This window comes from Senimuribacter intestinalis (assembly GCF_943192965.1).
GTDB lineage: Bacteria > Bacillota > Clostridia > Peptostreptococcales > Anaerovoracaceae > Senimuribacter > Senimuribacter intestinalis.
The window spans coordinates 33,265-45,704 of the sequence record NZ_CALPCF010000014.1; the positions used below are offsets into that span (position 1 = coordinate 33,265).

Annotated in this window: 17 protein-coding genes; all 17 read left to right on the plus strand. The window is 44.3% G+C overall.

All coding sequences use genetic code 11. The features are described from left to right. Positions 1-8 precede the first annotated feature (8 nt). The gene (locus tag NFR88_RS11860) at positions 9-1,400 is read left to right on the plus strand and encodes a phage portal protein (RefSeq protein ID WP_251616207.1); all 1,392 of its coding nucleotides are present in this window, start codon (positions 9-11) and stop codon (positions 1,398-1,400) included. 3 nt (positions 1,401-1,403) lie between these two features. After that, the gene (locus NFR88_RS11865; RefSeq protein WP_251616208.1) at positions 1,404-1,742 is read left to right on the plus strand and encodes a hypothetical protein; all 339 of its coding nucleotides are present in this window, start codon (positions 1,404-1,406) and stop codon (positions 1,740-1,742) included. Beyond that, a complete protein-coding gene (locus NFR88_RS11870) occupies positions 1,739-3,307 on the plus strand; it encodes a minor capsid protein (RefSeq protein WP_251616210.1) in 1,569 nt (522 codons plus the stop codon). Before NFR88_RS11865 ends, NFR88_RS11870 begins: the two co-directional genes overlap by 4 nt. Continuing rightward, on the plus strand, positions 3,276-3,482 hold the full coding sequence (locus tag NFR88_RS11875; protein ID WP_251616213.1) for a hypothetical protein: 207 nt from the start codon (positions 3,276-3,278) through the stop codon (positions 3,480-3,482). Before NFR88_RS11870 ends, NFR88_RS11875 begins: the two co-directional genes overlap by 32 nt. Further along, the gene (locus tag NFR88_RS11880; protein ID WP_251616216.1) at positions 3,482-3,826 is read left to right on the plus strand and encodes a YjcQ family protein; all 345 of its coding nucleotides are present in this window, start codon (positions 3,482-3,484) and stop codon (positions 3,824-3,826) included. Before NFR88_RS11875 ends, NFR88_RS11880 begins: the two co-directional genes overlap by 1 nt. Before the next feature lie 166 nt (positions 3,827-3,992). Beyond that, positions 3,993-4,595 (plus strand): phage scaffolding protein, encoded by a 603-nt coding sequence (locus NFR88_RS11885; protein WP_251616218.1) that lies wholly within the window; start codon positions 3,993-3,995, stop codon positions 4,593-4,595. Positions 4,596-4,613: 18 nt separating this feature from the next. Beyond that, a complete protein-coding gene (locus tag NFR88_RS11890) occupies positions 4,614-5,621 on the plus strand; it encodes a coat protein (RefSeq protein ID WP_251616220.1) in 1,008 nt (335 codons plus the stop codon). Positions 5,622-5,626: 5 nt separating this feature from the next. Continuing rightward, positions 5,627-5,971 carry a phage head-tail connector protein gene (locus NFR88_RS11895; RefSeq protein ID WP_251616221.1) on the plus strand — a complete coding sequence of 115 codons (345 nt, stop codon included), beginning with the start codon at positions 5,627-5,629 and terminating at the stop codon, positions 5,969-5,971. Continuing rightward, positions 5,968-6,345 carry a hypothetical protein gene (locus tag NFR88_RS11900; protein ID WP_251616222.1) on the plus strand — a complete coding sequence of 126 codons (378 nt, stop codon included), beginning with the start codon at positions 5,968-5,970 and terminating at the stop codon, positions 6,343-6,345. The genes NFR88_RS11895 and NFR88_RS11900 overlap by 4 nt, the downstream gene beginning before the upstream one ends. After that, positions 6,345-6,779: an HK97 gp10 family phage protein gene (locus NFR88_RS11905; RefSeq protein WP_251616223.1), complete on the plus strand. Its 435-nt coding sequence runs from the start codon at positions 6,345-6,347 to the stop codon at positions 6,777-6,779. The genes NFR88_RS11900 and NFR88_RS11905 overlap by 1 nt, the downstream gene beginning before the upstream one ends. Beyond that, positions 6,776-7,201, plus strand: a complete 426-nt coding sequence (locus NFR88_RS11910; RefSeq protein WP_251616224.1) for a phage tail terminator family protein — start codon at positions 6,776-6,778, stop codon at positions 7,199-7,201. The genes NFR88_RS11905 and NFR88_RS11910 overlap by 4 nt, the downstream gene beginning before the upstream one ends. Positions 7,202-7,204: 3 nt before the next feature. Then, positions 7,205-7,387 carry a hypothetical protein gene (locus tag NFR88_RS11915; protein WP_251616225.1) on the plus strand — a complete coding sequence of 61 codons (183 nt, stop codon included), beginning with the start codon at positions 7,205-7,207 and terminating at the stop codon, positions 7,385-7,387. Continuing rightward, on the plus strand, positions 7,388-8,692 hold the full coding sequence (locus NFR88_RS11920; protein ID WP_251616227.1) for a phage tail sheath family protein: 1,305 nt from the start codon (positions 7,388-7,390) through the stop codon (positions 8,690-8,692). A gap of 10 nt (positions 8,693-8,702) precedes the next feature. Continuing rightward, positions 8,703-9,185: a phage tail tube protein gene (locus tag NFR88_RS11925; RefSeq protein ID WP_160202459.1), complete on the plus strand. Its 483-nt coding sequence runs from the start codon at positions 8,703-8,705 to the stop codon at positions 9,183-9,185. Between the two features lie 11 nt (positions 9,186-9,196). Then, positions 9,197-9,625: a phage tail assembly chaperone gene (locus tag NFR88_RS11930; RefSeq protein WP_161908947.1), complete on the plus strand. Its 429-nt coding sequence runs from the start codon at positions 9,197-9,199 to the stop codon at positions 9,623-9,625. Positions 9,626-9,807: 182 nt separating this feature from the next. Further along, positions 9,808-11,724 (plus strand): tape measure protein, encoded by a 1,917-nt coding sequence (locus NFR88_RS11935; protein WP_251616231.1) that lies wholly within the window; start codon positions 9,808-9,810, stop codon positions 11,722-11,724. Continuing rightward, positions 11,725-12,438 (plus strand): LysM peptidoglycan-binding domain-containing protein, encoded by a 714-nt coding sequence (locus tag NFR88_RS11940; protein ID WP_251616233.1) that lies wholly within the window; start codon positions 11,725-11,727, stop codon positions 12,436-12,438. It begins immediately after the preceding gene. The last annotated feature ends 2 nt before the right edge of the window (positions 12,439-12,440 follow it).

Genomic DNA, 12,440 nt, shown 5'->3' on the forward strand with positions numbered 1-12,440 from the left:
AGGTTTTTATGGAACTTGAAGTAATGAAAAACTTAATAAGACGGTATCTTCCTAGGCACGAGGATTTTGTGCAGAACGCAATGATAGCGGAGAGATATTACCGTAATGAAACAGATGTTCTGTATTCAAAGGTGACAGAGGATGAAGAGGAAACAGATAATCCCCTTCGCAATGCGGATAACAGGATTCCGAGAAACTTTCACGGTCTTCTCGTAAATCAAAAGGCATCGTATGCTTTTACCTATCCGCCAGTCTTTGATGTAGGAAGTGAAGAGGGAAGTAAAAAGATTCAGGGTCTTCTTGGTGATGAGTATGAAAAGAACTGCTCAACCTTATGTGTTAACGCTGCCAACTGCGCAGTAGCCTGGGTACATTACTGGGATAACGGAGATGGCTTTGAATGGGCAGTGGTAGACAGTAAGGAGATTATTCCAATCTTTGACAATAGCTTAAAGAAGCGGCTTATCGGTGCGATGAGGGTCTATAACATCATCGACGAAGAAACCGGTGAAAAAAATATGGTTTATGAATACTGGACTGATAGAGAGTGTCAAGCTTTTAAAAGACGAATCGCAGACACCGTGGATGACGGACTTCACTATTACGAAATGTTTACCGATCCTACCTACGGTGAACCTGTCTGGTGGTACGAACACAAATTTGAAGAGGTACCATTTATTCCATTCTGGAATAACAACATCGGCACCAGCGATCTAAAAAGTATAAAACCGCTCATCGATGTGTTTGACAAGGTCTTTAGCGGGTTTATCAATGACCTTGATGATGTGCAGGAACTGATTTTTGTGTTATCCGGCTATGGGGGAACAGATTTAAGCAATTTCCTGGAAGAACTTAAAAAATACAAAACTGTCAAGGTTGATGCTGATGAAGGAAATCCGGGGATCTCTACACTGAGTATTGAAATTCCGATCGAAGCAAGAAATAGCGTATTGGAAACAACCCGTAAGGCAATATTTGAGCAAGGACAAGGCTTTGACCCACAGCCGGAGAATTTCGGGAACCAATCGGGTGAAGCCCTTAAGTTCATGTACAGCCTTTTGGAAATGAAGACTGGTCTGATGGAAACAGAATTCAGATTGGGATTTTATAAATTGGTAAGAGCCATTTGCAAGCATGCAGGAATTGCTTACAACGCGATTACCCAAACGTGGTACCGAAACAGCATCAAAAATGACGTAGAGCTGGCACAAATCTGCAGAGACAGCGAGGGGATTATCAGCAAGAGGACTATCCTGAAAAATCATCCGTTTGTGGAAGACCCAGAAGAGGAACTGCAGCAGCTTGAAAAAGAAGAACAGGAAAGCTACAAAAAGATGCAGCAATACGCAGGTGCCTTTGGAGGTAACTTAAATAACGATGACGACGACGTGGAGGGATAAGGCATGGAAGTTAGCATTTTAGGCACAACTTATAGAATAGAGAAACACAAACAAGAAGATGATCCTAAATTGGGGGAGGCTGATGGTTATGTAGACACTTCAACTAAACTAATTGTCGTTGAAGATTTACAAGAAGACCCTCTTAGCAAGGCAGATCTTAAAGCATACGCAAAACAGGTGATTCGCCATGAAATCGTGCATGCTTTTTTGTTTGAATCAGGGATTGATTCATCAAGCCTGCACTTTGAGGGAGCGTGGTCAACAAATGAGGAACTGATTGACTGGATTGCGATTCAGGCACCCAAGCTGCTACGGGCGTTTAAAGAGTGTGATTGTCTATGAAGAATAGTGCTTACTGGCAGAAACGATTCGAAATCCTTGAAGAGGCACTCGGAGAATACGGTGAAGAAACCTATAGAGGTGTGCAACCGTATTTTGACAAAGCCCTCAGGGAAATCAACGCTGATATTGAAACCTGGATTTATCGCATTGCCAAGAACAACGAAATTAGCATGAAAAATGCTAGAAAGCTGCTTGACGCTGGACAACTGGAGGAATTCAAGTGGACTGTTGAGGAATACATAAAGTACGGCAAAGAAAACGCTATCAATCAGCAGTGGGTAAAGGAGCTTGAAAACGCTTCCGCAAAGTTTCACATAAGCAGATTGGAGGCACTGAAGATAAAGGTGCAGCAGTCCGCAGAGAAAGCTTTTGGAAATTACCTTGACGATGTAGATACTATGGCAAGGAAGGTCTATGAAGAGGGTTATTATCGGTCCGCCTTTGAGCTACAGCGAGGTTTTGGCGTAGGGTGGAATATTGCGTCAATTGACGAGAAAAAACTGTCAAAACTGATTTCTAAGCCTTGGGCGGCAGACGGAAAGACTTTCTCGGACCGGATTTGGCAGGCGAAGAATCAAATGGTGTACGACCTTCATGGCGAACTGACCCGGGCATGCATCTTGGGCAAAGGCCCTGATGAGGCTATCAAGAATTTAAGTAAATACGTGGATAAGCGCTTCAAGAATGCAAAAGTGCAAGCTGGCCGGCTCGTAATGACAGAGCAGGCCTTTTTTAGTGCTGCAGCGCAGAAAGACGCATTTAATGAGCTGGGTGTGGAAGAGTATGAGATTGTAGCGACGCTGGATTCTCATACATCGGAGATTTGTCAACAGCTTAACGGCAAACACTTCCCGATGAGTCAGTATGAACCCGGAGTTACAGCGCAGCCCTTTCATGTTTCGTGCAGGTCAACCACTTGCCCGTATTTTGACGATGAGTTTACCGTAGGCGAGATGAGAGCAGCGAGGGGCGAAGATGGTAAAACCTACCATGTACCTGCGGATATGACGTATCCTGAATGGAAAGAATCAATTGCCAAAGGACAGGGTAAACCAATTAAACTAGGAGCAGGCTTTACTAATAAGAGTACAGAAACAATCAGAGAGGTGCTTGGAAAAGTTGATTCTGAGAACCGTGACATTGCTATTGACTATTACAACAACCTTATTCGGAATGAAGCCGTTGAGCATGGTATAGTTATACAAGAAGACGGGACCTTGATACACTTTGCTGGTAGCGAAAGTTCACTTGATATGTCGGACTTTGTAATAAAAGGCGCAACAATTACCCATAACCATCCATCCTCCAATGGCATTGTTTCGTTTGGTGAGGACGATTTCTATTTTCTGCGTGAGCATCCCGAAATAGAAAAGTTAATTGCTGTAAATGAAAAGTATACTTACACGGTAAAAGTATTGAAAGATTTAAGTGATATAGTGTATACTGATTTACAGCGAGGTGCACTAAAGTATATTGATGATCCGGATTTTGAAATGCAGCATGCCGGATTTCTGTATTTAAAGGAGAACGGATATGTTGACTACGACCGACAGAAAATTAAGTGATGATCAGATTCGGCGGATTGAGCGTCTTGAGGAAGAGTGGTTTGCGGAACTGGGGAAATTGCCACCATTAAATTTGGGACCTTGTGAGCTGAGTCACTCTGCGAATAAGACGAAAATAGATTTAAACAATAAATATACATCGCTTATTCGGGAAGTACTGCAGGAGGAAAAATAATGGCAAAAGATGATTATTTCGTTATATCTTACAGAATTTTGATTTATTTGTACGGCTGCTTAAAAGAGGGGCAGCTGGCAAGTTTAGAATATCTGTGCTATGATACAGATGACTTTCCTGTGAAGAAGGACTACTGGCAATATATTTTGAGACATCTCTATGAAGAGGGATTTATCGAAGGCGTTGTACTGATACCGATTTTAGGTCAAAACATAAAAGGGATAAAACTGACAGAGCAGCTTGCCATTACCCCGAAAGGAATTGCGTATTTACAGGAGAACAGCACAATGCAGAAAGCAAAAGCATTTCTGAAGGATTTAAAAGAGATTATCCCGGGCATGTAACTAGGGGAAATGAATAACACGTTATCTAAGGACTACCAAAGCGGTGGTCCTTTTATATTGCCTTCTTTCCGCAGGCGTTAAAGAGCGGAAGCTACCTTGCCGGAGGTATAACCGGCGAATCCCAATACCCGGAAAGCGGGAATAAAAATTTACGGAGGATATAAAAATGGAATGGCTGAGAGAAATTTTAGAAAAGGCAAGTATTACAGATGGGAATCTGGACGTCGAGGGGCTAATAAAGCAGATTTCGGAAGAGTTTCCAAAACATGCAGTGCCCAAAAATGCCTTTAACGAAAAAAGCGATGCACTGAAAGCCGCTGAAAAGACAATCGCCGACCTGAAGAAGGAAAATGGTGACAATGCGGATCTGCAGAAGAAAGTTTCGGATTATGAAACTGAGATTGGTAATTTGAAGAAAGCTGCAGCTGACACCGCAAAGACTTACGTGCTGAAAGAGCAGCTTGCTAAATCAGGAGTTCTGGATCCGGACTACCTGATTTATAAGCAGGGCGGACTTGATAAGTTTACCTTTGACAAAGAAGGAAAGCCGGTCGGTGTTGACGATGTGTTGAAATCTTATAAAGAAGATAAGGCAATGGCACATTTATTCAAGCAGGAGTCGCGCTATGAACCCCACGGCGGCGGCAGCGGCGGAGCTATCAATCCATTTGCAAAAGAAACATTTAACATGACAGAGCAGGGCAAACTGCTCAAAAGTAATCCGGAGCAGGCAAGAGCACTTGCAGCTGCTGCCGGTGTAAAGATTTAGAAAGGAAAGGTGAATTAAATGCCAGGAACAACTTTACAGGACGTTATCGTCCCTGAATTATTTAATCCGTATGTAGTAAATAGAACGATGGAGCTGTCTGCGCTTTTGCAGAGTGGAATTATCGCAAATAGCACAGAATTTGACAGCTTAGCGTCTCAGGCAGCGCCAACAGTCAACATGCCGTTCTTCGAAGACTTGACCGGAGAATCTGAACAGGTAATCGAAGGTACAGATTTGGAGGATAACAAAATTACTTCCAACAAGGACGTGGCGGCAATTATCAGACGCGCGAAGATGTGGAGCGCAACAGACCTCTCTGCAGCGCTTGCGGGTGCTGATCCTATGATGGCGATTGGCGATTTAGTTGCAAGATTTTGGGAAAGAGATATGCAGAAAGAATTGATTGCAGTTCTGAATGGTATCTTCGGCACTGTACCGGCGACAACCGGTGATAGTGCATCGCCTGCAGAAACAAGACTTGCATCTAACTTATTAGATATCTCCACAAAGTCTGGCGCGGGTGCCAACTGGAGCGGATCTGCATTTATTGACGCAGAACAGATGCTTGGCGATGCTAAAGCGCAGCTGACAGGTATTTGTATGCACTCCGCAACAGAAGCATATCTGAAAAAGCAGAACCTCATCGAAACAGTACAGCCTTCTAATGACGTTGCCTTTGGAACTTATCAGGGCAAGCGTGTAATCATTGATGACGGTTGTCCTGCAGAAAAGGGAGTTTATACCACTTACCTCTTTGGTGCCGGCGCAATTGCACTAGGCAACGGAAGCCCGGTAGGATTTGTTCCGACCGAAACCGACAGAGCAAAGAGAAAGGGCTCCGGTGTAGATTATCTGATTAACAGAAGAACCAATATTCTGCACCCAAGAGGAGTTATGTTTACCAATGCTTCTGTGGCAAAGACCGAGGGACCGTCTAGGCTGGAACTCGCAAATCCCGCTAACTGGAAACCGGTTTACGAACCGAAACAGATTAGAATCGTTGCCTTCAAGCATAAGCTGGGGTAAGTCCTATGCTTACAGTTGAAAAGTTAAAGAAACTACTCGGGATTGAAAACGAAGAAAAGGATTTTTTTCTGATGTTCGTTTTAGATGATATCCGGGAAGTGATTTTGAACTACTGTAACATTAAGGAACTTCCGGATGGACTTGAGATGACCGCCTATCGCATGGCGATGGACCTATATCGAAATGAGAACCTGGGGCAGGAAGATATGGCGCCAGGTTCTATTTCTTCTCTCACAGAAGGTGATACATCAACATCCTTTAACAGCTTTGCGATGGAAGGCTACAAAGATACACTGCTCAAAGCTTATGAAAAGCAGCTGAACAGATATCGAAGGGTGGTGTTTCGATGACGGCACTGGCGAAGATGAGAAAAGCGCATAGAAAAGCTATCGAACTGCTCTACGAAGGCACCTGCACCATTACAATTTACGAGCCCTATCTTAAGCCCAATAAGGCGACGGGACATCGTGAGATCATCGTGCTGGAAAATGAACCGTGCCGGCTTTCCTATAGCAGCGCACCGGCGGCAGAGAAGATGGAAACCGGCACCAGCAGACAGCAGGTTATCAAGCTGTTTTTGGTGCCGGAAATTGATGTCATGCCTGGCAGTAAGATTACAGTCACCCAAAACGGTGTGACGCAGGATTACTGTCGCAGCGGACAGCCGGCGGTGTATGAGACCCATCAAGAGATTGAACTGGATTTGTGGAAAGGATGGACGTAATGGGAAGAAATGGTGGATGTGATTTTTCGGAGCTGCAAGCCTTTGCAGACAGCTTGCAGGCTATGACGGATAATATGTCCGAGATTATGGATATTTGTGCAAAGGAACTTGCTCAGCGCCTGATTAGGAAAGTTATAAAAAGAACACCAGTGGGTGTGTATTCAAAGAAATCCGGAAAGAAGGGCGGCACTCTTAAAAAAGGCTGGTCTCAGGATGGAAAGTATAAAATCTACCACAGCCCAAGCACTTGTCTGATCGAAATCAAGAATCCTGTTGAGTACGCCAGCTATGTGGAATACGGCCACAGAACCGTAAACGGAGGTTGGGTGCCTGGACAGTTTATGATGACTATTTCTGTAGATGAGATTCAGCGTGACGGTCCTGTCATCCTTGAAAAGAAAATCAAGAAGCTGATGGAGGCGGCATTGCGATGATTGAACAAATTATAAACGGTATTCTCACAGCCATCAGCGAAGAATTTGGCGACGAATATACCCTTTATACAGAAAGCGTGAAACAGGGCATGAAAGAGCCTTGTTTTTTTGTGTTCTGTATAAGTCCGAACACGAGAGTGTTCCGAGGGAGGCGGTACTATCACGAAAATCAGTTCGCAATCCAGTATTTGACTGCGGCAGACGAGCCGCGAGCGGAATGTGCAAGTGTGGCGGAGCGTCTTTTCGCATGCTTGGAGCTGATTACCGTTGACGGTGATTTAATGCGTGGAACAGATATGAACGCTGATATTTCTGATGAGGTGCTGACCTTTACAGTAAACTATAACTACTTTAGCTACGTGGCAAACACCGAAGAGCCTATGGAAGTATTTGAAGGAACTGAAACAGAGGTGAAAGGATAAAAGATGACAACAAAAAAGAAAGCACCGGAGTCGCAGGAGACTTTTACAAAAGAAGCCCTGCTTACTTCCGGCTATTTTGATAACAGAAAAGATGCTTTAGCTGTGCTGATTGAAGATGGTGAGTCAATCACCATTGCAGAGGCGCAGGCAAGGCTTGCAGAATTTTTGAAAAGGAAGGTGAAGTAAATGGCATTTGGCGGAGGAATTTGGACTGCGCAGGATAAGGTGCTTCCGGGCGCGTATATCAATTTTATCTCTGTTGCTGCAGCTGATGCAAGACTGAGCGATAGAGGCTATGCAAGCATGCCGCTGGAATTGGACTGGGGTCCAGATGATACCATTTTCGAGGTAACGGTAGATGATTTTAATAGCCGATCATTGTCCATTTTTGGATATGACTACACCCATGATAAACTAAAAGGTTTGCGGGACTTATTTGCCTATGCAAGGGTTTTGTATGCTTACCGGTTAAATAGTGGTGTAAAAGCATCTTGTGACTATGCAACGGCAAAATACAGCGGCACCCGCGGTAACAATCTAAAAATCGTAATCGCAAAAAACGCAGATGACGAAACGAAATTCGATGTTTCCACTTATATCGGAACTGCCAAATTGGGAATGCAGACGGTAGCTTCAGCCGCAGATTTAAAAGACGATGATTTCTTCGTCTGGAAAAAAGACGCAACTTTGGCGGCAACCGCAGGCACTTCTTTGAGCGGAGGAACCAATGGCGAAGTGACAGGCGATGCTTACCAAAAGTATTTGGATAAAGCCGAAAGTTATAGTTTTAACACAATGGGAGTGGTGACCAACGACGAAACAGTAAAAAAACTCTGCATCAATTACGTAAAACGCATGCGTGATGACGTTGGTGTAAAGTTCCAGCTGGTGCTGCATCATGTGGATGCAGACTTTGAGGGCGTTATTAACGTAGATAATGTGACTACGGATGATGGCTGGACGGAAGCCTCTGCTGTTTACTGGGTGACCGGTGCGGCGGCAGGCTGTGCGGTGAATGCATCGAATACAAACAGAAAGTATGATGGGGAGTTTACTATCGACTGTGATTATACACAGACACAGCTTGCAAATGCGCTTAAATCAGGCAAGTATATTTTCCATAGAGCAGGGTCGGAAATTCGGGTGCTGCAGGACATCAATTCGTTTGTTTCCTTTGAGGACGATAAAAATGAGTTGTTTGCAGATAATCAAACAATCAGAGTTATCGACCAGATTGCAAATGATGACGCAGTGCTGTTTAACACCAAGTATCTTGGTAAGGTGCCAAATGATGAAGCGGGAAGAATCAGTTTGTGGAATGATCTTGTAAAATCCCGAAAACTGCTGAATGATATCAGGGCAATCGAAGGCTTTACCGATGCAGATATCATAGTGGGTCCGGGAGAATCTAAAAAATCCGTCTTGGTGTCACAACAGATTACCGTCATTGGAGCGATGGAAAAGCTGTACATGACAGTAAAAGTAGTATAGGAGGTAAACGATGGCGATTAACAATATCAGAATGCGCGGCAAAGACGCAATTCAGGCGGCGATGGCAGAGTGCTATGTAACAATCGGCAGCGATCGGTACAATTTCATGCAGGCACTTAACCTAGAAGCAAAAATCGAAAGAACAAAAACAGAAGTTCCTATTTTAGGGAGACCGGGAAAAGGCAATAAAACCACAGGTTGGAAGGGAATCGGTTCTGCGACTTTCCATTTCAACACGTCCATTTTCCGGAAAATCGCAAAGCACTACAAAGAAACCGGAGAAGATATCTACTTTGATATCCAGATTTCTAACGAGGACCCAACATCGGCTGCTGGAAAACAAACCGTAGTTCTCACCGACTGCAATTTTGACAGCATTATTCTTGCCAAATTCGATGCGGATGGAGAATACCTGGATGAGACATTTGACTTTACATTTGATGATTTCAGCATGCCGGAGGAATTTAAAATACTTGACGGCATGATGGCTTAAGGAGGCAGTATATGAGTGAATTTTCAAGGTTTATGAAACAAAATCAGATTAAAAAAGAAAATACAACTTATCCGGCGACGGAAAGTCTGGTTGACGAAGACGGAAAGGCACTACTCTGGGAAATTCGACCAATTACAACATCGATGAACGATGCAATTGTAGATGAATGCTCCTATGAAGTGCAGGTGACCGGAAAGCCGGGGCTATATAGAACAAAAGTAAACCAATCAAAGCTGAAAGCAAAAGTCATTTGTGCATCGGTGGTCTATCCAAATCTGCACGACAAGAAACTGCAGGATTCCTACGGTGTTAGTAGCGATATCGAACTGATTAAGGAGATGATTCCAACATCTGGTGAATACAACAGATTCGTTGAGTTTATCAATGACTTTAACGGATTTACATCGATGCAGGAAGACGTGGACGAAGCAAAAAACTAATTGAGGGAGGCGATAGTGATGCAGTGTTTGCACACCATTGCCTCCAGGAACTGCATATAAGACCGTCGGAATATTTACAGATGGGCAGGCGGGAAAAAGCCTTTGTAATCGCATCTATTGAGCTACGGGCGGAGAGCGAGAAAAAGGCGACAGAAAAAGCAAAGAGAAAGAGAGTATAAAAGATGGCTACAATTATGACACAAATGTACCTGAATGACAATATGACAGCAGGTCTTCGCAATATTAATACTGCCCTCTCTCGTGTAATTGGCTCCCTTGGTTCGGTAGATGGGCAATTATCTGGTGGACTTGATTCTGGGGCACTCAGGGCAGCGCAGCAGGAATGCGATATGCTGAATGTAAAACTTGAAGAAATGGCAAATGCTGCAGGTCGTATTCCGGCGCCTGTGCGGCAGACTGAGAATGCCTTTGATTCTCTTACGGGAAAAGTGATGGGATTTGTTTCCGCCTATGCAGGAATACAGGGAGTCAAACGCTTAGTAGCCCTTTCCGATGAAGTGACTCAGACTACTGCGCGACTGAATCTGATGAATGACGGACTGCAAACAACGGCAGAATTGCAGAACAAAATCATGGAATCAGCAAATCGCTCAAGAGCCTCGTTCTTAACGCAGGCGGATATCATAGCGAAACTGGGGCAGAGGGCGCCAGATGCGTTTTCTTCCAATGATGAAACAATTCAGTTTGCGGAAAACTTGAGCAAGATGTTTGTTGTTGCCGGCGCCAGCCAACAGGAAATGGCGTCAGCATCGTTGCAGTTGACGCAGGCGCTGGGTTCCGGCGTACTGCGCGGCGAAGAGCTGAATGCTGTATTTGAATCGGCGCCGAATGTTATTCAGACCATTGCGGATTATTTGGGCGTGCCAATCGGAGAAATTAGAGAGATGGCGTCAGAAGGTCAGATTACTGCCGACATAGTCAAGCAAGCAATGCTGGGAGCCACAGAAGACATCAATGCACAATTTGAGAGTATGCCGATGACCTGGGCGCAGGTTTGGACACTGACGTGCAATAAACTGATTGCTGCCACGCAGCCGCTACTTAGCGTGATTAGTTTTCTTGCACAGAACTGGGATTTTTTACAGCCTATTGTGCTAGGCATAGCTGCCGCAATTGGAGGATTAGTCGCGGCACATTTGGCGTATAATGCGGCGGCTGCAATTTCATCTACGTGGACAAGTATTTGCGCTGCAGCACAAATGCTGAGAACCGAAGCAACATTTGCAGAAACAGCTGCTCAATACGGACTTAATGCAGCACTGCTTGCCTGTCCAATAACGTGGGTTGTCGGCGGAATCATTCTGCTGATTGCCATGTTGTACGCACTGGTAGCGATGATTAATAAAGTGACTGGAAAATCTATCAGCGCAACGGGGCTCATCGTTGGAACAGTCGCAGTAGCAGGAGCTCTCATAGGAAATATTGCGATTGGAACAATTAATGGAATTTTGCAAGCTGTTTGGGCTTTTGTTGAACCGTTTATTGGAATTGTGGAATGGATTTTAAATGTCGTAGACGGTGGATTTGATAGCTTTGGAGGAGCCGTTGCAAATCTCATTGGACAAATTATATCTTGGTTTCTGTCATTAGGAAAAATCGTGACAACAATTATTGATGCGATTTTCGGCGCAAACTGGACAGATGGCTTAAATGATCTGCAGAAGAGTGTTATTTCCTGGGGTAAAAATGATAAGGCAATAACACTGGACAGAGAAGCTCCAAATATTGATTACCGCTTTGACTATTCTGACGCATGGAACTGGGGTTATGGCAAAGGGTCAAATCTCTTTGGTGGCGGTAATGATGAGACGACAGAAGGCATACTCGGTGCAGCAGATAAAACCGCTGCCAATACTGATAAAATCGCCGATGCTCTTGACATTACCAATGCAAACCTGAAATATATCCGTGACTATGCTGCTGAAAAGGCGATTAACCGCTACACAGCAACAGAAATCAAAATCGACATGACAAACAACAACAATATCAATTCTGATGACGATATCGACGGCATCGTAGCCAAACTGAAGGGTAAGCTGGAGGAAGAAATGATTTCAACTGCAGAGGGGGTGCACTAAATGTATTATCTCTATCTGAATAAGATACTCATGCCGGTGACGCCGGAAAAGGTGCAGATAAAGGTGAAAGGCGGGAACCAGACTATTAGCCTGATTAACGAGGCTGAGGTCAATCAGATTAAGCCCAATAAGCTGACGGATATCAGCTTTGAGGTACTGTTGCCGAACCAAGCGTACCCCTTTGCGCTGTACAAGGACGGGACTTTTAGAGCTCCGTCCTATTTTCTAGAGCAATTCGAAAAGCTAAAGGCAAAGAAAAAACCATTCAAATTCAAATTGCTTAGGACGGATCCGCAAGGAAATAGTCTCTTTGATACGTCCCTAGATGTGACGCTTGAAAGCTACACTGTCACAGAGGACGCAAAGGAGGGCTTTGATGTGAAAGTCTCCATCGAGCTGAAGGAGTACCGGGAATACGGTGTGACGACAATCAAAGTGAAGAAAGATAAAAAATCGTCAAAATCAAAAGTGACAAAGAAAGAGTCGAAGAAAAGCAGCTCAAAGAAAAATAAGGGCAGCAGCTACACGGTGAAGTCCGGGGATACCCTTTGGGCGATTGCCAAGAAGTTTTTAGGCAGCGGCAGTAAGTGGAAGACCATTTACAATGCCAATAAATCTACCATTGAAAAGACAGCTAAGAAACACGGCTATGCTTCCAGCGCCACAGGGCACTGGATTTTTCCGGGAACAAAGCTGACTATACCAAAGGGGTGATG